The sequence below is a fragment of the Bradyrhizobium sp. CCBAU 51765 genome (assembly GCF_015291725.1).
In the GTDB taxonomy this organism is placed as follows: domain Bacteria; phylum Pseudomonadota; class Alphaproteobacteria; order Rhizobiales; family Xanthobacteraceae; genus Bradyrhizobium; species Bradyrhizobium liaoningense.
Genome location: NZ_CP030038.1, coordinates 7,340,421 through 7,362,886 on the forward strand (window position 1 = coordinate 7,340,421; position 22,466 = coordinate 7,362,886).

A 22,466-nucleotide genomic window follows, 5' to 3' on the forward strand; every position below is an offset into this window, starting at 1 on the left:
AATGCTTGCAGCCGCTATTCCCGCTTCAGGAGGGCTCGTCTTGTCCACGCCTTTGATTTCCGTCGTTGACGACGACGCCTCAGTCCGTGCGGCGACAGAGAATCTTTTGAAATCGCGTGGCTACATCGCCCAAATATTTGCGTCGGCCGAGGAACTCCTGAGGTCCCCGCAATTGGGCGAGACATCCTGTGTCATTACCGATATGCAGATGTCGCCTATGAGCGGCCTGGAGCTGATGGCAGAGATGCGGACACGGGGTTACGACGCACCATTCATTTTCATTACCGCTTTCCCCAACGACCGCGTGCGCGCGTCAGCGCTGGGTGCCGGAGCGATTGGCTTCCTCGCCAAACCCTTTGCCGGACAAACGTTAATCGAGTGCCTCGACACCGCGCTGAACGGCCGAGGCGGCATCTGATGCAATCAACATGCGGCTTGAATTGCTGTGCGATCTAAACGCTCCACGCGTCGATCTCGCCACCGATCAACCTCTTCGGAGTCAAACACGCTAGTTGCTCTAAAAAGCGAACGAGAGGACGAATTGTTGTCCTGTCCACGCTTTACCAACTATCGCCGGGCGGCTAGTTTGGCGCAGAACAATCTTATCGCCGCGAGGACCGGAAGGGCACGTGAGCTCGGCTCATTCTGTAGGTCAACGTTCAACTTAACGCTCACGCAGTCGGCGACTTAAGCACTTCTTAACGCGTCTGGATCGAGGCTATATACTTCACCGCAGAGTGGAGCTGGCGCAAGAGCGCTCGGTAAAGCAAGAGATTGGCTGTTCGCAGCCCGACTGCAGTGACGATGATAACGGTGCTTCGCCAGGACAACCGCCTCGCGTGTTGTGTTGAGCCTTTTCTGGTGAAAGAGCTCTGCACGATGCGCGCTCACGGCTTCGTTATGTCCGTTGACGTATGCCGGCCGTCTTGCCCATAAACGCCGCTTCGCTGTGCATTTCCTTGCCGACCGACTCACGGCAGGCGCGACGCGCTTACTACTTCGTAGGCCGTCCTCTGTAGGGGGCTTCTGCCTCCAAGCCGCCCAAGGTGCTCGGCGCAACACGCCAGGCCCCTGGGGGGCCGGGCGCACTTTGGCGGCACCCCATGCAGGTCCTCGCCGCAGCGAGCATTGCCGTATTGCCTTGCGCAGTCAGCCCCCTACTTCCAACGCTCAAACAACTCAGCAACCGCCGGGCCAAGGAGCACTCTGGGGGCAGTCTTCTGAGCCAACTCAGAGGAACTCTCAGCCGAAAAGGCGATAAGCACAGAGGAGCCCGGAGCAGGCTAGATTAGTCTACTCCATCGGGCCCAATCTCCGGTGATCCCATGGTCACATAAAATCATCCTCATAATCGTATGCTGAGCGGCTCGCTGGGATCTCGGTATCACTACCTTCACTGTCGTCAGCTTTGGAACGATACCGCGCAGGAGCGCCTTTTCGCTGCCATTTGCCGTCGCTTTTCCTTACCCACTTGTCTGACTTCTCCGGGTCGAGAACCATGTTGTCGGCGTCAACCTCGATGAATCCCATCTTTGCCGCACTGGCTCTTGCTTCCGGATTAGCCGGACGCGAATTGAGCAGCGGCTGTTCGCCGTCCATTCGAAGCTGGTGCTCGAGCAGGATATCGCCAGCGTTCTCGACAAGCGGATGAACGACTCGAAAATCCACAGTAGAGGTAGTCCCGTGGTGGCATCTAGTTTTGGCTTCTTGGGCTGATAGGGAGCCTGGCTTAGCAAAACTTGACGTGGCCGCCCTCACGTTGGCTTGTCGTAGGACTTCTTTCTGAACGACACGGGGACACACGCTCGTGCCGTTGGCATTCGCCAGGTTTTGATGAGAGGTCGCGAACAGCTCCGAGGAAGCTCCTTTATTAGGAATTTGGTTGATCGCCGTCTCATATCCGGGTTTTCTTTTCGACGTTCCAGTGGAACTCGCGGACCGCCTTCAACGGATTGGCCCATTTCCAGAATTTGAGCAACGATATCGCCTGCCCAGAAACGTAGCCTAACGTCGGCTCGTAGAAGCGCGACCGGGCGTTCGGCGTCAACGCTCATTTACCCAAATCCGCATTTCGCCTTCGCCGCGGTTAGCCCAGCTGAACAACGGAATGAATGTCAGCTGCTGCGGTTCTAGCTGTCCAGGCACTTTGTCGTAGTGATAAAGCGCCGCTTCTTCATAATGCGTGTGTTGCAACCGCGTCCCGTCGGCCTGCAGCAAGATCTTGCCACTAAAGAGACCAGTTCCTTCGATAAGTGAGAACCGACTGTCTGCATTAAGCCAAAGGTTGTGTAACTCGGTCCCGTTGTCGGCCTCCTCCAGACAATAAATTAAGGGCCCACGCTGGATGGCCACCTTGCCGGCCAAATTGCGAAGTTGTGGATGGCCGTATACGCGACGCACTTGCATTGGCAGCGATAGTTTGACGCGATCTCCCTGCCGCCACGTTCGGCGAATGTGCAAATAGCCCTTGCGCGGCTCGCAATTCACGGGCTCGCCGTTCACGCTCGCCTGCGGCGCGCTGCACCATTCCGGCAGGCGCAGGGCGAGCGTGTGGGCAATTGGCGGCGCAGATTCGACGGCGATTTCCACCTGGTCTCTCCAGGGATAGCTGCCGCTTATGAGCAACCGCAGCGCATGTCCGTCGACGGATATTGCCACCCTAGTACCAACGTAGAGATTTACATAGAGCGCGTCGGTGCTGGGCGTGTAGATGTAGTGACCAATCGATGTGAAAAGGCGTGCGATGTTCGGTGGGCAGCACGCGCAGCCAAACCATCGTCGTCGAACCGGCGAGACGTGATTGTAGATGCCATTAGACCTCAGCGTTTTGGGATGCACTTCGAGCGGGTTAACATAGAAATAGTGACGCCCGTCGAACGCGATGCTGCCGAGAACGGTATTGTAGAGCGCGCGCTCCATCACGTCGGCATAGCGGCCGTCCAGTTCCATCTCCAACATGCGGCGCGCGAACATCATCAGGCCAATCGACGCGCAACTTTCCGCGTACGCCGTATCATTTGGCAAATCGTAATCGCTGCTGAACGCTTCGCCGGCGCCTTGCGAGCCGATGGCGCCGGTAATATAGATCTGGCGCTGAACCATGTTTTGCCATAGCCGCAGGCAAGTTTGGCGCTGCTGCTCGTTCTGGCGCAGACGCGCGAGATGAGCTACTGCCGTCATGAGGTATACAAAACGAACCGCATGACCGGTTGCGGTCCGCTGCTCCGAAAGCGGCAAGTGCGCTTGGCTATACGCTTTGTTTTTTACCATCCAAGGCGCGGCATCGGATTTGGCCACGCAGGATTGCTGGCGCTTCTCGTACTCAATGTCGTAGAAGTGTGGCTCCGTGCCGCGTTGCTCTACGAAATAATTAGCCAGCGTGAGATATCGCTGCTCTTTTGTCGCTTCGTAGAGGCGTACCAACGCAAGTTCGATTTCCGGATGGCCATCATAGCCGTGCAACTGATCGCACTCTGGGCCGAAAACTGTGCAGAGGTGGTCAGCAAGCCTGCAAACGACCTCCAGCAACCGCCGTTTGCCAGTCCCCTGAAAGAATGCGACACCCGCTTCAATCAAGTGGCCAGCACAATAAAGCTCATGGCACTCCGTTAAGTTGGTCCAGCGCTCCTGAGGCGCGTTCAGTATGAAATAAGTGTTGAGGTAACCGTCGCCGCTTTGGGCAGCCGCAATCAATTCAACCAGCTCGTCGACGGCTTTCTCCAGCTCTGGATTTGGTGCCTGGCATAGCGACCATGCAGCCGCCTCAAGCCATTTTGCGACGTCACTGTCCTGAAAAACCGTGCCATGAAACTCGCCGCTCGCACGCCCGGCAGCAAGGCGGAAGTTCTCTACCGCGTGACTCGGTATCACCTCGGGATTGCGATCGTTTAGCACCTCCCATTGGTAGGGAATTGCCACTTCCCTGACCAGCTGCTGGCATTGCCCAATCAGTGGATCCGAGACCTGTAGGTTGTGAAGATCGACTTCGCCCACATTTCGTTCATTCATCGCGTTCCTCCTTGAAGTGTGGCGAGCGGAGACCTAGCTCGGCAAGCCATCTCACCACGATTGCGTTGTTGAGCTTGTCGCCCGGAGATTTTCGGCTACACACTCGTACTCTCGGGGCGAGGCTTCAAAACGATCAAATGGAGAGCTGCCCTAAGGCGCCGCCCTCCCAGACATGCGTTGAGAGCAGTCCGTCGAGGAGCGGGACAGCAAATCCCGTGCCCGGAATAAGGAGCGGTTCTTCTGGTCAACCAGATCTGCGGCTCCCCGTAGGAGCCCAATGCGATTGCTGCCCACCAACCGGATTTGCCAGTCGTGCTAAATCCCGCGTCGCTGCAAGGCTGGTTGATCCTGCTATATGAGCGGGTCGGCCGTCGCTGGATATAATAGTAGTACTCTCCTGCCGCTAAAGCCGGGAGCACCGCGTCTTTCCGGTGCGACGCCCCCTGCACTTGATTATAGGCCCTCGACCTAGCGCGAGAATGTTCGGTTTCTAACAATCCATTTGATGACACGTAGCAGCTGGGAGGGCCGCAGTGACGCGTATGGTCCAACAGGATTGCGTGAGCCGCTGCTAGGCGCCGAAGCGACAAACTGGACTGCTAATCCTAAGCAATCGTCGCAGGGAGTCGAAGTGCATGCTCGACGTGCCCGACATGTGGGCCGATGTGGGCAATCGGGAAAAGTAGGTTGTTGCGCGTATGCGCCGCCAGTGAACAATCCGCGACGGAGCGGCTCGAATCTGTCGTGTGCACCGACTTGCTCGTCGGCTTCGGCAAGGTGGGAGGATGAGTTAGAGAGTCACTTTTGTGCACCGAGCTTCAGGCTGATTTGGCCCTGCAAAGGAGATAGCAGGCTGGATAACCGAGAGCCGACTTGGATCTCCCAATTGTGCGTAATTCCCACTTGTTATCGACCGTTCCGCTCGAACGACAGCATGGTAACGTCCACGCCATTGGCGTTGGCCGGTTAACGATGATGACGGAAGCAGGACTGACTCTGCTCATCGAGCTGGATCGGTCTACGATTTAGCTGTTGATAATGGGATCGTTCTCCGTGAGCTCGCCCACTCCATTAGTGGCCTCACCGCTCAAATATGACACTGCCGCCTCATTCCACAGTCACCGATTTTGCTAGATTACGCGGCTGGTCCACGTCCGCGCCCCTTACGAGCGCGGTATGGTAAGCCAAGAGCTGAACCGGAATGGCATAGACCATTGGCGTAAAGCCTGCGACCATCTCCGGCAGCACAATGGTCATGAGTGTGTCCACCGTTGCTTCCAAAGCACCCTTCGAATCGGTCATCAGGATGATCTTGCCGCCCCGAGCCGCAACTTCTTGCATGTTCGAGACGGTCTTCTCGAAGACCTCGTCATAAGGCGCGATCACCACCACAGGCACTGCCTCATCTATCAGCGCGATCGGTCCGTGCTTGAGCTCGCCGGCGGCATAACCTTCTGAGTGGATATAGGCAATTTCCTTCAGCTTGAGTGCGCCCTCCAGTGCCAGGGGGGCCGATGTGCCACGACCTAGATAGAGCACGTCCCTTGTGTCGGCGATATAACGCGCGAGCTTCTCGATCTGCGGCTCAATCAACAGTGCCGTAGCAATCAACCGCGGCACTTCGATAAGCGCACGCACAAGCTTCGTTTCCTCGATCTCAGACAGTTTATCGCGCTCTTTGCCTGCTGCGACGGCAAGCGCGGCCAATACCATCAGCTGGCAGATGAATGCCTTGGTGGAGGCGACGCCTATTTCTGGCCCCGCCAGCGTCGGCAGAACGGATTCGCTCTCCCGCGCAATCGTCGACGTCGGGACATTGACCACAGATATCGTGTGCACGCCCTGGTCCTTGGCGTATCGCAACGCAGCTAACGTGTCAGCGGTTTCGCCCGACTGCGAGATGACGATCGCGAGATCGCCCCGGCGCAATGGCGCCTCCCTGTAGCGGAACTCGGACGCTACATCGATCTCGACAGGCAAGCGCGCCAGCCGCTCGAACCAGTATTTGGCGATGTGCCCGGCATAGCTTGCAGTGCCGCACGCCGTAATTGAGATGCGCTGAATGGATTTAAAGTCGAATGGCAATGTGAGCGGCAGGGCGACGCGCTCGGCCGCCGTGTCGAGATAATGCGCCAATGTCTTGCCGGCCACTGTCGGCTGTTCGTGAATTTCCTTGGCCATAAAGTGGCGATAATTCGCTTTGTCCACAAGGAGGGACGATACGCCAGACTTTGATGTTTCCCGCTCGACGACAGATCCGTCTACGCTATAGATCACGTACGTCGTGCGCGTAAGCACGGCCCAGTCGCCGTCTTCAAGATAGGTGATGGTGTCGGTCAAAGGCGCGAGCGCGATCGCATCCGATCCTAGATACATTTCGCCGTTACCATGCCCGATCGCAAGGGGCGACCCCCTACGCGCGCAGATCAAAAGATCGTCGTGGGCCTTGAACAGGAACGCCAGCGCGAAGGCACCGCGCAGCCGGGGCAGCGACGCTTGTACCGCATCCTGCGGCGAGTAACTCTTCTTGAGATAAGATTCGACGAGATGCGCCACCACCTCTGTGTCTGTCTCTGAATTAAAATGGGCTCCATTCCGCTCCAGTTCGGCTCGCAACTCGCGGAAATTCTCAATGATCCCGTTATGAACGACCGCGACATTTTCCGTCGCATGCGGGTGAGCATTGCTCTCGGTCGGCTTTCCATGGGTCGCCCAGCGGGTATGACCGATTCCCGTGTGACCCGACGGCGGATAATAGCGCAGCCGCTCCTCAAGGTTTCTCAGCTTACCTTCAGCGCGGCGGCGCTCGATATTGAGACCTTCGAGAGTCGCGAGGCCTGCGGAGTCGTAGCCCCGATATTCCAATCTCTTGAGCGAGGCCAGCAACTGCCCAACGACCGGACCACGCCCCAAAATACCAACAATTCCACACATATCGATCAATGCAGCCCAAGTTTAAGGAGTCAGGAACCCGGTCATGAAATTCGCTTACCCGATGGTAACAGGTGTCGAGTTCGGTTTTCGCGACCGCCTGTACCGCCGCCGCATTCACAAGCGTGAGTTAGATCTCTTTCAGCCATCATCGCTTCGCGCGGCTACATTCCACTTGTAACTGGCGATCGAGTACAAACGGCGCAGCAGCTCTAGCTTGAATTGTTCCGCGTTACTGGATACGTTTTTCCAGCGCGGGTTTAGGAGACTTATCATACTTGAACCGAGGCAACTTACGCTCGGCCAGGTTAAAGCATTGGCGCCGAAGCTCCATTGTACGAAAGTAAGCTCTCGATATCGAAACGTTCGTCGATCTATACCAACGTTTGCTACTCTTTCTCACTTTGTCGCGCCTCGCCCCTCACTGCCTGCCGCGAGCTGGACATTAGCAACGGCACAGATCATGGTTGATGAGTCGACCCAAGATTGCGTGTTCTGTTCGGAAGTTAAAAGCGCTTTGTAGACTGCGGCTCTATGAGCAAGTTTTGGCTGTGTTCTGACTTGCGTGCCGCCATTCCGACAGATGCATTGACGAATGCGACGTCGCTCTCCCACGCCATGACGAGACCGCACGAAATGCACACTTGCTCCTGAGGACAGATAAGGAGCACAGACCGCCGCTTCTATCTCATTACAAATGTCGCCCAGGGGCAAACGCGCCGCGAGCACGCGTAAGGGCGTTTTGCCATCCATCTCGCCTGCTTAGGAACATCGCGTCGCTAGGGTTACTGGGCTTCATTTTTGAAGCTCAATGTGTTGGCATCCTTCAGTCCAGATATAAATGAATGTATATAGTGTGCATTCCTACATGATGTGTATGACTGAGCTAACGATCGCTTTCTTTTAATTGCGGGTGGAGCGCGTGTGCGCATCTAGATTTTTCGAGAAACGGCTTCGCAATGGTGTTTCTTTGCGGCGCTACTAAGGGAAACTATGGCGGCTCAGGAGTCAAAACGGCGCGTTGCGCTGATTACGGGCGTCACCGGGCAGGACGGCGCCTATCTCGCCGAATATCTGCTGTCGCTTGGCTATATCGTGCACGGCATCAAGCGCCGCTCGTCCTCGTTCAACACCGCGCGTGTCGATCACCTCTACCAGGACCCGCATGTCGGCAACGGGCCGTTCCTGATGCACTATGGCGACATGACGGATTCGACCAATCTGATCCGGCTGATGCAGCAGATCCGCCCCACCGAGATCTACAATCTCGCCGCGCAGAGCCACGTCGCCGTCAGCTTCGAGAGCCCGGAATATACCGCCAATGCCGACGCCATCGGCGTGCTGCGCCTCCTGGAGGCGATCCGCATCCTCGGCATGGAGAAGCAGACACGGTTCTACCAGGCCTCGACCTCCGAGCTCTACGGCCTCGTGCAGGAGATCCCGCAGAAGGAGACCACGCCGTTCTATCCGCGCTCGCCTTATGGCGTCGCCAAGCTCTACGGCTACTGGATCACGGTGAACTACCGCGAAGCCTACGGCATGTTCGCCAGCAACGGCATCCTGTTCAACCACGAGAGCCCCATCCGCGGCGAGACCTTCGTCACCCGCAAGATCACCCGCGCCGTCGCCCGCATCGAAGTCGGCCTCGAGGACACGCTCTATCTCGGCAATCTCGAAGCCAAGCGCGACTGGGGCCATGCGAAGGACTACGTCGAAGGCATGCACATGATCCTCCAGGCCGACAAGCCTGACGATTTCGTGCTCGCCACCGGCGAGACGCGCTCGGTGCGCGAAATGGTCGAGCTGGCCTTTGCGCAGGTCGGCCGCCGCATCGCGTGGCGCGGGCAGGGCGTCGACGAGACCGGCGTCGATGAGGCGACCGGCAAGACCGTGGTGAAGATCGACCCCACCTATTTCCGTCCGACCGAGGTCGATCTCCTGGTCGGTGACGCCAGCAAGGCGCGCCAGGTGCTCGGCTGGAAGCCGAAACGGACGCTTGCAGAACTCGTCGAGGAGATGGTGGCGAGCGATCTGGCGGACGCGAAACGGGACGTCGGCCGTGGCAAGCACAGCGTTTGAGCTGAAAGATAAAAGCGTCTACGTCGCCGGCCATCGCGGCATGGTCGGAGCCGCGCTGGTGCGCCGGCTCGAACGGGAGGACGTCAAGCTCGTCACGGTGGATCGCCGCGAGGTCGACCTCTGCAATCAGGCCGCCGTGTTCGACTGGTTCGCGCGCGTGCGGCCGCAGGTGATCTTTCTTGCCGCCGCAAAGGTCGGTGGCATCGTCGCCAACAACACGCTGCGCGCCGAATTCATCTACGACAACATTGCGATCGCGGCCAACGTGATCCATGCCGCGCACCAGAACGGTGCCGAGAAGCTGATGTTTCTGGGCTCGTCCTGCATCTACCCGAAGCTGGCGCCGCAGCCGCTAGGCGAGGATTCCGTGCTGACAGGCCCGCTGGAGCCGACCAACGAGCCTTATGCGATCGCCAAGATCGCGGGCATCAAGATGGTGGAGGCCTATCGCAGCCAGTATGGCAGGGACTTCATAAGCGTGATGCCGACCAATCTCTACGGTCCCGGCGACAATTATCATCCCGAGTACAGCCACGTGGTTGCCGCCCTGGTCCGCCGCTTCCACGAGGCAAAGCTCGCGGGCTCGAAGAGCGTTGTGGTCTGGGGCACCGGCACGCCGCGCCGCGAATTTCTCTACGTTGACGATCTCGCCGACGCTTGCATCCATCTGATGAAGACCTATTCCTCGCCGGAATTGGTCAATATCGGTACCGGCGAGGACATCAGCATCGCCGAGTTAGCACTCATGGTTGCGGCCGCCATCGGTTTTCGCGGTGAGATCAGATTCGACACGTCGCGCCCTGACGGCACACCGCGCAAGCTGCTCGACGTCGGGCGGCTGTCCAGGCTCGGCTGGCGCGCCACGACCTCGCTTGAGGACGGCATTCAGCTGGCGTACCGGGCGTATCGCGCCGACGGCGATGAACGGTACCAAAGTGATCTGCCTGTTCCGGGATAACGGGCCCAATCCTAGGCATCAATCCGCGGTGAATGTCCAGCCGAGCGCACTTGCCGCTCACGTCCTCCAACTTTGCTTCGCAGTTGACAAGCGTTCATTGTCACCGGGCTCGGTCGGACGCCAAGAACCCAAGTGACGCGATGTATCATAGCTACGACGCAGCATGGCCATGATCGAGACCTGCTACCATGAAGTCGAGAGCTCATCGTCTCAAAGCCGCTAAGTGCCGACCGCTGGACGGTCATTAGTCGGAAGCTTACTGGTGTCCCTTTCCTCTCGGCCAAGGCCTTAGCGATGGTCTGTCATCATCCTCGCTGACAGCGTAACGATGGACATGAGCGCGCCCAATATCCCAAACGCCACGCGCAAGCCAAACATGTGTGCGACGAGCCCAATGCCGGCGGGTCCAACGAGTATACCCGCGTAGCCGGCTGTCGTGACAACCGCGATCGCAACGGCTGGCGGCATTATTTTCTGTTTGCCGGCGCGTCGACAAAGTACAGGTACAACATTAGAAATGCCCAATCCAATGAGCAGGAACCCCGCCATAGCAATTAACGCAACGGGCGCGGCCACCACAGCCAGGAATCCTGTTACGATCGGCAGAGTCCCAAGTATCAATATGGCACGGTCACCGATTCGCGCCACCACGGCATCTCCACCGAGACGCCCTGCGGCCATTGCGATTGAGAAGAGCATACAACCAATGCCCCATGCGCTTCCGCGAGAATATCTCGTTCAACGAGAAGCAAAGCGCTCCAATCGAGCATTGAAACTTCGACGAGGAAAGTGATAGCCGCGAGCACAGCTATTAGCAACACACTGCGATTGGGCAAAACAAACGATGGCCCCTGCTGCCCCGCCCCCGCCGCGAGCAACCCCGGCCAGGCCGATACAATCGCGATCGTCATCAGCGCCGAACAGACCAACGTCGAAAAAAGCGGGCCAAGCTGCAGCGACAGGAGCGAGGTCACGGCGGCAGAGCCGGTGAATTCCCCAATGCTGTACTGGGCGTGGAAGCCAGACATCAATGGACGGCCCGTGACGCGCTCCAATTCAATCGCGTGAATGTTCATGGCTACATCGATCGAGCCCAGTGAAACGCCGAAAGCAAACAGCGTAGCACCGAGCCTGACAGGTGTGTTTTGGCAATTCCAAGGCACGGCAATAAGATCGCGAGTCCAAGTCCACCCCCAAGGATAATGGGCTTGCTGCCGTACCGCGCATTCAATACGCCGGTCAAAAGCATCGCGATAACGGATCCCGTTCCGAGACAGAGCAACAGAAAACCAAGCATGCGGTCACCGACCGCGAGCCGCTCCTTGGCGAGGGGCACCAAAGGCGTCCAGGCCGCGAGGCCGAATCCGGCCACAAAAAATGCGAGCCGGATCCCAAGCAGGCCGGCAGACCAATTAGCAGGCAGGATCACGGGCGCTCCTGAGAGAACGGGGTCGCGAGCGCGACGCCCCTCATCCTGCGTGCGTCGCCTGCAGGCGGCGCTATCGACAATGATGGCCTCAAGCTGGCATTCTTTATCCCTGCAAATGCAATGCCGTCACAAAATTAGTAGACCACCTCACTAGGCAAGCGGACGGTGATCGTCGAGCCCGTGGATAGGGTGTGTCGGTTGTTCCTTCCCGGTTAAGCTGGCCATAAGAGGGTGACAGTTTTTGCTGATCTGCGACAACCGGAGGCTCAACGCTCACTGTGGCTTTGTCGCAAAGCCTACAAACCTCGCAAAGCCAACGGGGCGTGAAGATCTCGATTTGTAAGGTAACGTGAAGCGATCGCGGGCCCCTTCGCGTACCACACTGAGCGAACCTGGATTGATTTTATCGTCATTGCTTGGCCATCTGGGCATCAGCAGCGCCGGTGAGGTCGAGATCGGCAGCGATCTTCGCGCGGCCGGAGCTCGCATCGGCACGATGATCGGACGCGATCGCGACATAGACCGCCGGCAGCACGAAGAGCGTGAACAGCGTGCCCACAGACATGCCCGCGACGAGCACGAGCCCGATCGAGAAGCGACTCGCGGCGCCAGCTCCCGTTGCGGTCATCAGGGGTATGAAGCCCGTGACCATCGCCGCAGTGGTCATCAAGATCGGACGCAGTCGGACGCGCGCCGCCATCTCTATAGCCGAGCGACGGTTAAGTCTCTCTTTGAGCTGCAGCTCATTGGCGAACTCAACCATCAGGATGCCGTGCTTGGAAATTAACCCGACCAGTGTCAACAGTCCGATCTGGGTGTAGATGTTCATCGTCGCCCAGCCAAAGAATGGCGGGATCAAGGCGCCGACGATTGCCATCGGCACGCTGATCAGGATGATGAGGGGATCGCGCAGACTTTCGAACTGCGCCGCAAGCACCAAGAATATGATTATGAGTGCAAATGCAAAGGCAATGGCCAGTTGGTTACCCTCGTGCACATATTGGCGCGCGTCGGCAAGGAAGTCGTGACTGAATCCTGCGGGCAGTTTCTTCGCCTCCGCTTCCAGGAAGTCCACAGCCTGACCGATCGTGACGCCGGGCATCGGCACAGCCTGAAAGGTCGCGCAGTTGAGCTGATTGTAGTGGGTGAGCGCGTTCGGATCGGTTGCAGTCTCGATGGAGACTACGGTCGAAAGCGGAAGCATCGAGCCCCCCGCAGTCTTCACATAATAGCTCCCGATTGCTTGCGGCGCCAGGCGTTCTTCGCGGGGCACCTGCGGGATCACCTCGTAAGAGCGGCCCTGCAAATTGAAGCGGTTGACGTAGTTTCCGCCGAGTAAGGTGGCGAGCGCGTTTCCGATGGTCTGCATGGTGATGCCAAGCTCGTTGGCCTTGGATCGATCAACCTTGATTCGCACCACCGGCCGGTTGAACTCGAGGTCGGAGTCGCTCACCATGAATAGACCGCTCTTCTGCGCGGCTTCCTTCAGCTTCGACATCTGCTCGTAGACGGATTGGAAGTCAAACGTCGAATTGATCACCATCTGCACTGGTAGGCCATCCGAACCGCCTGGAAGTGGCGGCAAACTAAAGGCAAACGCGTTGATGCCTTCAATTTTGGACAGCTCGGCCTGGAGGAGCGACTTAAGCAAGATCGATGAGCGCTTGCGCTCGTCCCATGCCTTGAGCAACATGCCGGCCATGCCACTCTGCTGGCCGCCAACACCATTGAGTACAAAGCTCAAATCGGTCTCTGGAAATTTTTGGAGCGCGTGTTCGAGCTTGGTGCCGTAATAATCGAGGTAGTCGATATTGGCGTATCTCGGCGCCTTGGTTAAAGCGAATACGATACCTTGATCCTCCTCGGGTGCGAGTTCCTTGGAAGTATTCACATAAAGAAAGCCGACGAGGCCCAGCATGGTCAGCGCAAACAGGCCGGTAATCGGACGATAGTCGAGCGAGCGGTCGAGCTTTCGGCCGTACCATCGTGTCATGGTGCTGAACCCGCGGTTCACAAATGTTGCAAACCGCCCCCCCTCTGCGCGCCTCAGGAAGACCGAGCACATCATCGGCGATAGGGTCAAAGCAATCACGCCCGACACGATCACCGCTCCTGCCAGCGTAAACGCAAACTCGCGGAACAGCGCGCCAGTGAGGCCGCCGAGAAACCCGATTGGAGCATATACCGCAGCCAAGGTAATCGTCATGGAGACAACGGGGCCGACGATCTCGTGCGCGCCCCTTATAGCAGCCTCTAGAGGCGGCGCACCTTCTTCCAAATGGCGATGAATGTTCTCCACCACAACGATCGCGTCATCGACCACGAGACCGATTGCGAGAACCATCGCAAGGAACGTCAGGAGATTGAATGAAAACCCCAGCGCCAGCATCATGCTGCAGACACCAACAAGCGAGAGCGGAATAGTGACCACAGGAATGATGACCGACCGCAGCGACGCCAGGAAAAGGAAGATTACCGCCACCACGATCACGACGGCTTGGATGAGCGCCTTCTCCACCTCATCGAGCGACGATTGAATGAATTTGGTGGAGTCGTAGGCCACGTTCATCTTCAGTGACGGCGGCAGGTTACGCTCCATTTCTGGAAACAGCGCCCGAACGCCTCTCGCTATGTTTAGCGGATTGCCTTGCGGGCTTGCTCGGACGCCGATAAAGACCGCGTGCTCGCCGTTCATAGCGACGCTAGTGTCAGTGGTCTGCGCGGCAAGCTCGACTATCGCAATGTCCGCTATGCGTACAAAGCCACCGTCATTGGATTTGACGATCATGCGCTTGAAGTCATCGACACTCCGCAGATCCGTGTTTGCCGTAACATCGGAGATAGTGAAATAGCCCTTGGTCTGGCCGGCCGCGGCCTGGAAGTTGTTAGCGGCGAGTGCAGCCGACACTTCGGCCGGCGACACGCCGTGCCCTGCCATTTTCGCGGTATCGAGCCATAGCCGCATCGCAAAGCTCTGGCCGCCCAGGATGTCTGCCGCTGCGACGCCGTCGACCGTTGACATAGCGGGCTGCACAACGCGCGAGAGGTAGTCGGAGATCGCGCTGGCCGCCAGTTCCTCGCTGGAGAAGGCGATATACATGACAGCGGTGGCCTGACCGGTCGACTTAGTGACGACCGGATCGTTCGATTCCTTCGGAATTAAGTATTTAACTGAGTTTACCTTGGAGAGCACCTCGGTGAGCGCTTCATTGGGATCAAAATTGAGCTTGATGTAGACTTGGATCGTGGAGGTACCGAGCACCGATGAGGAAATAACGTAGTCGACGCCCTCGGCGGAAGCGACTGCCTGCTCCAGGGGAGTGGTGATGAACCCCTGGATCGTATCGGCCGAGGCCCCCGGATAGGAAGTCGTGATATTGACGACCGTATTAGATAGCTTGGGATATTGCCGGATCGGCAGTACCGTGGCCGCGCGAACGCCGATCAGTAAGATCAGGCAACTAACAACGACAGACAATACCGGACGTTTGATGAAAAGCTCGGTAAATGCCATCTCGACTCGCATTTCAAGAGGGGTATGCAAATTCGCCGGCAACGTACACCAGCGATGATCATCAATGCGGCGACTGTACTAGAGACCCGAGCACAAGCGACGCGTTATTGGCTACTCTAAGAGCTCACGCGCTGGCGAGCGCGGACGCCCTGTCCTCCGCTTCCAATTTCGTCGCTCAATAAAGTGCTATTCCGCTGATCTGGTGGCTGATCGGGATCTCGATAGTGGCACCTTCTAGGAAGCTCCTGCCCTTTTTGCGTGCAACAAGATGTTCGTCTCAACACCTGATTGGAACGCGCCGACTTCTGGCAAGGCATCAGTTCAAACTTCGCACTGAACCGCAGATCGAATGATCTAGGTTCGACATCGAAAGTACAAACGATCTAACCGGCGCTCAACTCTACAAAGGTAAGTGGGTGATATAGCATCGGCTGCAAAGCACTAAACCAAGGTTTGTCGAATTGGCCGCTGATCGCCGCCAACAAGACTTACAGGGTTGCCGGACACAACGTTCACGGCCCCACACATTCCGTGCGCACGCACTGTCGCTTGGCTGACGCGCCGAACAAATTCGTATCGGCGCTCGCCCTCTGCTACCAGCTCGATCCGCCTCTCGTAACAGTGGCTTGAGTGTTTCTTGCTCGATACACTGCGCACGGTTTGGCCACTCATTACGCTACCGGGTTGGCAACGCAAGTATTACGTTGTCGATCAGCCGCGTTGAGCCAACATAGGCGACCGCACAAAGCGCCGCGGGGCGCAGCAGTGGCCTCGGTTGCGATCTGTTTTACCTGTGCGACGCGGTCGTCGAACGCTCCGACTTCCGGGCACGTGGCAGCCAGGGTTTGGCTTGGCGATGCAAAATGTCTTATGCAGCGATCACGGTCCATCCAAGCCTTCTTCGCGGAACGCTTGGCCGTTTGGTGAAACTGCAGGGCGCTGCAGTCTTCGTCACGCCACCTTACGATTACGCTTGGCACTATGGCCCCTCGGCCATTCCGCGTCAGAGGCGCATTCTTATGGGTATCCATCCGATCCTCACAGGAGTACGCTAAAGATTCGGCATCTTCAGCTTCCTCGTTCAGGGATGGACAACCGACCGAAAACTCACATCTAAGTGGTCTCAGAGGCATCCTATTCGAAGCGGCTGCCCCTTGCGGCCCTCTAGAAGCGCGCGTATGCGCGCAGCGATCTGCCGTGCTTCGTTCGGCCGCAGGTTGGGCGTCATGCAATCGAGTATGGCTAGCATCGCCTGAACTTCGTCGATGTTAAATATTGCGGCGTCGCGATCTGATGGTCCTAGCGACTGATCGGCGGCACGGGCTTGATTGGCCGCAAGCACCGCAAGGGCTTGCGACCGCAAGGACATGATATGCCGCTCGAATATATGCATTTGTTGGCCTGAGCTGCCCTGTGGGCATAGTGCCGCAAGCGCTGGTGGCCAACCCCGTCACGAAGACTGGAGTTGGCCACCTTTGCTCCCGGGAGGCTCAAATCCTCAAGGCTATCAACTTGTATCTTCTAGAAGTACCGAAGGGCACCTACCAAAATCGGTCGGTCCCATCCTCACCGGCGGCTCTCTAAGCTAGGTTTTCGCCCTTAGATAAATTGGAGACACCAGCATGCCCAGACACGTGCGCTGTGCATAAACAGGAATGAACAGCCAAACGCGCATGAGAGACGCGAGAACGTTGACGGAGTAAATCCAGACGGAGCGCGATAGAGGCAGTCCCTTGGAAAGTTTATCCGAGACCTCGAAAGCCACGACAGGGAGTACCGGCAACGCAGTCGGCGTCGTCGTCGCTACACATGGCGGACACAATTGCACCAAGATAACCGCGGCCGCGGCTTCGCAGGCAAACCTCCTTCCCTTCCAGGGGGTTGGTGATGATTGATCGGAAGCAGTGCGGCGCGGCTCGGCGCCGTTTGGTGGCACTGGCGCAGACGTTGTCCCTTGCCCGTCCCCATTGCTAATTGAACTTAGCACTCGGCGCTCGTCCCCCACGGGGCAGCGCTGCCCCTGCAACCCCGCTAACAGGCTCCAAGCCCAGCTAGCGGTGGCAAAATGCTAATCGGGAACTTAGCGCTCGCAACACGAGTAATATTGCCAGAACGAGACCTAGCCCGTAAGTCGGAAGCAGTGCGAACACGGCTCGGCGCCTGACGGCCTGGGGGCATCATGAGGCACGATCTCTGCCGCATCCGCGGTGCAATGAGCTTAACGGAAGCGTAACTCGGCACATGGTGGTCCTTCAGCTCATGCGCTGTCCCTGCCACGCCCCCGTTAAACCCAACGATTGTTTATCGGGGCTGGCTTACCGAAAGCTGACAGACCTGCGCAGCAATTTACATAACGAAAAGCAGCCCATGTGGCCGCTTGCCGCCGAGAGCGATATCGACGTTTACCTCTCGGATAGTAGCCACTCGGCATGTTTGCGATCAGCGGCAGCCGCTCCGGGGCAACGCGCCGGATAGCGCGCAGCCAATCCACTGCACGTTTATGACTGAGTGACCTCACGCCCCCCGGCTCGTGCCGGCTTTTTGACCGCGCAGGACTGGCCATTCGGATCGCGCATCAGTTGCTTTCGAACCCGAATACGCCGCGCCGCTTACCGGCGTCCGCTCCACGCTAGGTTCTCGTACCGAAGATGATTGTGTCCGTTTCGCCAAAATGCGCTACCAAGCCTTCATGAGGCCCATTAGCCTGTGAGCGTCTAAACTAGACTGAATTGGCGAGTTCGACAGAAAGCAGCGCGCATGCGACTCGGCGCCTATATCAAGGAGCTTTCCCTATCACGTGCCGCTGGCTCAGTAGTTAGCCCCCGGGGATCACAAGGTAAGGCACCCGGCTTTCCTGCGATGCCCGTCGCCTCAGGGTACGGTGGGACTTTAGCGATAGAGCGTCCTCGGGTGACCTACCAGCATTGGTGGTCATGCACAGCAATCGAGAAACTGCTGGTCGAACTTGAAGATATGCGCGTTTACCCCGCTGATCCTGGGCAGGTTAAACTTCCCCGCTGCTCCGGTGGGTGCCCGTGGATAGCTGATTACGGTGCCTCCTCAGCATAGATTGCCCGCGGTGCTTCTCACCTCAGTTAAGCAAGTGATGGGTTCTGGGATCTGATGCTGAGGTCGATCATATCGGTCGTTCGATGCGCACCACGGCTGCCGTGAGCAATACCACTACGTTGTAAACCGTCGAGAACAGCGCGACACTCGAGCCGTTTCGCGGTGGCGGACGTATTGAAGACGCATCAGAGCTCATCGGCACGATGAGACCCCAACCCTCAATGCAAACTGGAATAGGAACGGTCGTATCAAAGTCTCTTTGATAACGAGTTTGATACGGTCGCCGCCTTTGGCCGTCACAGAGAGGCATGTAAAGCAAAGGAGGACATCAATTGATCAGACCTTCGGGCCTCATCCTGCGGCTCGCCATTCCCGCCTCTCGTCGGTGCATCTTTCGCTCATGGGGCAAAGGGTCGTGGGCCAGCGAAAGGCATCGATTTCGTCAAAGATCGGTACCTATGGTGCGCTTTGCTGGTTCGAACGCCTGTTTCATCGAGGAAGTTATCTGGTGGCGAAGGGCCACGAGGTAACTACGCCAAACTCGGAGGTTGTCTCTCGACGCCGGTGACGATTACGTCGAGCGCGTGGGTCTTACCGTGTGCCGTCGGTCCCTAGACCAAGGTGCCGCTCGTAAGCTGTGACTGCGGCGAACAATATAGTTCCCCACGCGCTTGGCTCATCAGTTACGGCGAGATTGTCAGGTAAGACAAGAACTTCGGATGCCACGCACGCGCCGACGCGGGAGATATCTTCCAAAAGAAGCGGCTCCAAAAACTAAATTTCCTCCCGGCCCGTTTCCACGCAATATCCAGGCTCATCGGCCTGGCCCTAGTAGTCCGCCGATCATTGCCCGAACCGCGAAGATCATTTCCGCTCGCCTGGATAGACCTGCTAGAGACATTTGAGCCATCGGGTCCAATCAGAGCGAACTGGTGGCGAAATCGATAGCTGGAACAGAGTCCGTGACGGAGCCCGGAGTTTCCACCCTGGTATTCGCTAGATTGAGACGATATGCCCCTCGGAGCAGTATCAATTCGGCGCAAGCAAGGCCGTTCGCTCCCCTCTTTTTCATCGATTAAGCACCCGATTGCACGACGAGCTCATAGCGGCCGTTGCACTTAGTTATCATCCGAGCAGGATGCTCGAGATGATCAGTCCCCACCACCTCTTGTCGACTGGCGCCAGCGCGGGTGCGTGCACCTCGTTGAGCCTCGCGATGGCGTAGAGGCTCGATCGTGCGGGAAGCTGATCGTAAATTTGTCTTGCAGACGAATCCAGACAAGGCGATCTTACGTCTCGCGCGAGTACTTGCTCGTGTGGCCGCGAGGGAAGATCATGAAAGAGAGCTCGCCAATCGAAGAGACGACAAGGAAAAGAGCGACGATCTATGCTCGATTCTCAACCGATCTGCAGAACGAGCGGTCGATTGAGGATCAGCTTTCACTTTGTCAAAGCTATGCCGAGCGCCAAGGTTTGACTGTTGTCAGTACCCATGAAGATCGGGCTCGTTCAGGCGGGTCCGTCATGGGCCGCGAAGGCCTTCTGCGGATGTTGGACCAGGCGCGAGAGAGATCCTTCGACGTGGTAATCGTCGAAGCGCTCGATCGCCTCTCTCGCGACATGGAAGATCTCGCTGGCATTCATAAGCGGCTGTCATTTCTCGGGATCGAGATCCGGGCGGTCCACGAGGGAGTCGTTAACACTGTGCTGGTCGGCCTTCGCGGTTTGGTCGGACAACTCTATCGTGAGGACAACGCGCACAAAGTGCGTCGCGGCCAAGCGGGGCGGGTCAAGCAAGGTTTGGCTGGCGGCGGCCTGACATACGGGTACGCCGCGGTCACTGGAAGAAGCGGCGAACGAGTGGTTGTCGAGACCGAGGCACAAGTGATCCGGCGCATATTTCAGGAATACGTGGACGGTCGTACGCCTCGGGAGATCGCGCATGATCTCAATAAGGAGGGGATATCACCTCCGCGGGGGCGAGCCTGGAACGCCTCAACAATCAATGGCAATCAAGAGAGGGGCGCCGGCATTCTGCTGAACGAACTCTATATGGGGCGCCTTATCTGGAACAAAGTCAGGATGGTGAAAGATCCCGACTCGGGGAAGCGCCTGTCACGACCAAATCCGAGGAGTGACTGGCAGATCGCTGAAGTGCCGCATCTTGCAATTGTCAGTCCAGAGTTGTTCACAGCCGCCCAGCAACGCAAAGGGGAGCGCAGCCACGGCCACCCCAGCCATCAACGTCGGCCCCGTCGGATGTTATCTGGCTTACTCCGTTGCGGTTCATGCGGCTCGGGTATGGCAACGAATGGACAGGACAAATCGGGGCGCGTTCGGATTCGTTGCTCGGCGGCCACCGAAAGTGGCACGTGTCCTGACGCCAAGACGTTCTATTTAGACACGGTCGAGAGTGCAGTCCTCAGCGGGCTAAAGGCCGAATTGCGCGCGCCGAAGGTTCTTTCGGAATACGTGCACACATATCTAGAGGAGCGGAAGCGCCTCGCAGCTACATCAAACGCAAAACGGCAGCGCCTTGAGCAGCAGCTTGGGCAATTAAACCGGGAGATAGAACGACTGGTGGATGCGATCGCAAAAGGACATGGCGATCCGTCTGTTCTCGGACCGCGATCAACCGCACTGGATGTCGAACGAAAGCGGATATCCGAGGAGTTGCAGAGTGAACCCCTCGCCCCGAAGGAAATCGCGCTGCATCCGGCCATCCTCAAACGATACGAGGAGCAACTCGGTCGGCTTGAAGAAGCACTAGCAAAAGGTGCCAGTGCGGGCGACGGAGAGGCCGCAGAAGCCATCAGAGACCTGGTCGAGACGGTCACTGTGTTCCGCGATCCAGCGCGCCCAGGTGGTGTAGCCGTCGAGATAGCAGGCCGGCTAAATGCCTTGCTCGGGGAAAACGCCTATCCCAACCAAGTCAAAGGAGTGTGGGGAAAGGTGGTAGCGGGGGAGGGACTCGAACCCCCGACCCCAGGATTATGATTCCCGTGCTCTAACCAGCTGAGCTACCCCGCCACAGGGATCGCGGCGGCGACTGAGGCCGATCTCGCGAACGCGCGGCATATAAAGAAGCGAGCGACGGGAAGTCAAGCAAAGCGGGCCGCCTTTTTCCGGCCTCGCCGAGGCCAGGTCGCACAAGCTGCCCGGCGAATACAGCCTCTTTTTCAATGCGTTCGTCATGGCCGGGCTTGCCCTGGTCATCCTCGCCTTCAACGCCTTCATTCGCAGCCCAGGAACGTGGATGCCCGGGACAAGCCCGGGCACGACGAGATCCTGGGGGACTAAAGGCCTATTTCGGCCTCACATTCGGATCGCCGCCGGGGCTGCCGGGGGGCGGGATCACCGGGGTGTTGCTGCCGGTGTCGGGGGCCGGCGCGTGCATGTCGGGGTCGATGCCGGAGGGCGGGCAGAGCACGCCGTCGGATTTGGCCAGCTTGTCGCCGAGCGGTTCCCGGGACTGGCCGGTGGTGGTGCCGTCGGCCTGACGATTCGGACGGTCCTGCGGCGTGCAATTGACCGCGTGCTGCGGGGACGGCGGCGCGGTCTGTTGCGGCGGTGTCGCCGGGGCGGGCGGGGCCTGCGCGATCGCGCTGCCTGAAGCGGCGATCAGGAGGCCAGCCAGAATGATGTGTGATGTCGTGCGCATGAAAAGGAAACGCACGCGCGGCGTCCCCTGTTCCCATGTCACGCAATCACGATTTGCGGTAGCGGATCAGGGAGAAATGGCCCATCGGCGGCATGGGGCGGCGCTCGGTGAGGGTGATGCCGCCGTGCCTGGCGGCCCAGTTGACGAGGCGGGCCCACGGGAATTCCGGGCGCCAGCCGAGGCGGCGGGCGATGGGGGCGAAGGCGAGCTCGAACAGCTTTCGGGGGCCGCTCTCGGCGCCGATGTGGTTGACGAGGATCAGCTCGCCGCCGGGCTTGAGCACGCGGACGAACTCGTCGAGCGTACCTTCGGGATCGGGCACGGCAGTGATGACATATTGCGCGACCACCGCGTCGAAGAATTTGTCGGGGAAGGCGAGGTTCTTCGCATCCATCACGGAGAGCACTTCGACGTTGCTCAAGCGAAGCGCGCGCACGCGCGCCTGCGCCTTGCGCAACATCGGCTCGGAAATGTCGACGCCGCAGATCTTCGTCGTGCGCGCGTAGTCGGAGAGCGAAAGCCCGGTGCCGACGCCGACGTCGAGAATGCGGCCGCCGATGCGGTCGGCCTCCGCGATGGTCGACTGCCTTCCGGCGTCGAACACCTTGCCGAACACGAGATCATAGACCGGCGCCCAGCGGCCATAGGCCTTCTCGACCCCGGCCCGCGAGATGTCTGCTGCCATGCCCCCCTGCCCTGCGCGAAGATTCTCTAATAAGGTGTGTTTGTTGGTGAGAACGGATCCTGCCCCGCGCGCGGTCTGGAGCCTCTCCCGCTTGCGGGAGAGGTCGCGCCGAAGGCGCGGGTGAGGGTTCTC

12 protein-coding genes and 1 tRNA gene are annotated in these 22,466 nt (G+C 58.4%); 4 read left to right on the plus strand and 9 right to left on the minus strand.

Annotated elements, in window-relative coordinates:
• Positions 1-40 precede the first annotated feature (40 nt).
• Positions 41-418, plus strand: coding sequence for a response regulator transcription factor (locus tag XH96_RS34040; protein WP_027565169.1), 378 nt, complete (start codon positions 41-43; stop codon positions 416-418).
• 911 nt (positions 419-1,329) lie between these two features.
• Here XH96_RS34040 and XH96_RS34045 read toward each other — a convergent pair.
• The 3 genes from XH96_RS34045 to glmS form a co-directional block, all read right to left on the minus strand.
• On the minus strand, positions 1,330-1,668 hold the full coding sequence (locus tag XH96_RS34045; protein WP_194389727.1) for a hypothetical protein: 339 nt from the start codon (positions 1,666-1,668) through the stop codon (positions 1,330-1,332).
• Between the two features lie 375 nt (positions 1,669-2,043).
• The gene (locus XH96_RS34050; protein WP_194389728.1) at positions 2,044-4,008 is read right to left on the minus strand and encodes a glycoside hydrolase family 127 protein; all 1,965 of its coding nucleotides are present in this window, start codon (positions 4,006-4,008) and stop codon (positions 2,044-2,046) included.
• Between the two features lie 1,107 nt (positions 4,009-5,115).
• Positions 5,116-6,942 (minus strand): glutamine--fructose-6-phosphate transaminase (isomerizing), encoded by a 1,827-nt coding sequence (glmS, locus tag XH96_RS34055; RefSeq protein ID WP_194394375.1) that lies wholly within the window; start codon positions 6,940-6,942, stop codon positions 5,116-5,118.
• A gap of 990 nt (positions 6,943-7,932) precedes the next feature.
• Between glmS and gmd the strand changes: the two genes are divergently transcribed.
• Together gmd and XH96_RS34065 are read left to right on the plus strand one after the other, a co-directional pair.
• Positions 7,933-9,018 carry a GDP-mannose 4,6-dehydratase gene (gene gmd, locus XH96_RS34060; protein WP_194389729.1) on the plus strand — a complete coding sequence of 362 codons (1,086 nt, stop codon included), beginning with the start codon at positions 7,933-7,935 and terminating at the stop codon, positions 9,016-9,018.
• Positions 8,999-9,976, plus strand: a complete 978-nt coding sequence (locus XH96_RS34065) for a GDP-L-fucose synthase (protein ID WP_092218682.1) — start codon at positions 8,999-9,001, stop codon at positions 9,974-9,976. The genes gmd and XH96_RS34065 overlap by 20 nt, the downstream gene beginning before the upstream one ends.
• Positions 9,977-10,593: 617 nt before the next feature.
• Here the strand turns inward: XH96_RS34065 and XH96_RS39990 are convergent.
• The 3 genes from XH96_RS39990 to XH96_RS34075 form a co-directional block, all read right to left on the minus strand.
• Positions 10,594-11,052 carry a hypothetical protein gene (locus XH96_RS39990; protein ID WP_371739911.1) on the minus strand — a complete coding sequence of 153 codons (459 nt, stop codon included), beginning with the start codon at positions 11,050-11,052 and terminating at the stop codon, positions 10,594-10,596.
• A gap of 2 nt (positions 11,053-11,054) precedes the next feature.
• Positions 11,055-11,405 (minus strand): hypothetical protein, encoded by a 351-nt coding sequence (locus XH96_RS39995; protein WP_371739912.1) that lies wholly within the window; start codon positions 11,403-11,405, stop codon positions 11,055-11,057.
• A gap of 409 nt (positions 11,406-11,814) precedes the next feature.
• The gene (locus XH96_RS34075; RefSeq protein WP_194389730.1) at positions 11,815-14,919 is read right to left on the minus strand and encodes an efflux RND transporter permease subunit; all 3,105 of its coding nucleotides are present in this window, start codon (positions 14,917-14,919) and stop codon (positions 11,815-11,817) included.
• 4,404 nt (positions 14,920-19,323) lie between these two features.
• On the opposite strand from XH96_RS34075, the gene XH96_RS34080 reads away from it, so the two are divergent.
• Complete coding sequence (locus tag XH96_RS34080) at positions 19,324-20,985, plus strand: recombinase family protein (protein WP_194394376.1); 1,662 nt, start codon at positions 19,324-19,326, stop codon at positions 20,983-20,985.
• On the opposite strand, the gene XH96_RS34085 is transcribed toward XH96_RS34080, so the two are convergent.
• The 3 genes from XH96_RS34085 to XH96_RS34095 form a co-directional block, all read right to left on the minus strand.
• Positions 20,942-21,018 (minus strand) — tRNA-Met (locus XH96_RS34085). The two genes, XH96_RS34080 and XH96_RS34085, sit on opposite strands and share 44 nt — an antisense overlap.
• A 274-nt stretch (positions 21,019-21,292) precedes the next feature.
• Complete coding sequence (locus XH96_RS34090) at positions 21,293-21,649, minus strand: hypothetical protein (protein WP_194394377.1); 357 nt, start codon at positions 21,647-21,649, stop codon at positions 21,293-21,295.
• Between the two features lie 46 nt (positions 21,650-21,695).
• Positions 21,696-22,334, minus strand: a complete 639-nt coding sequence (locus XH96_RS34095) for a class I SAM-dependent methyltransferase (protein ID WP_028180689.1) — start codon at positions 22,332-22,334, stop codon at positions 21,696-21,698.
• Positions 22,335-22,466 lie beyond the last annotated feature (132 nt).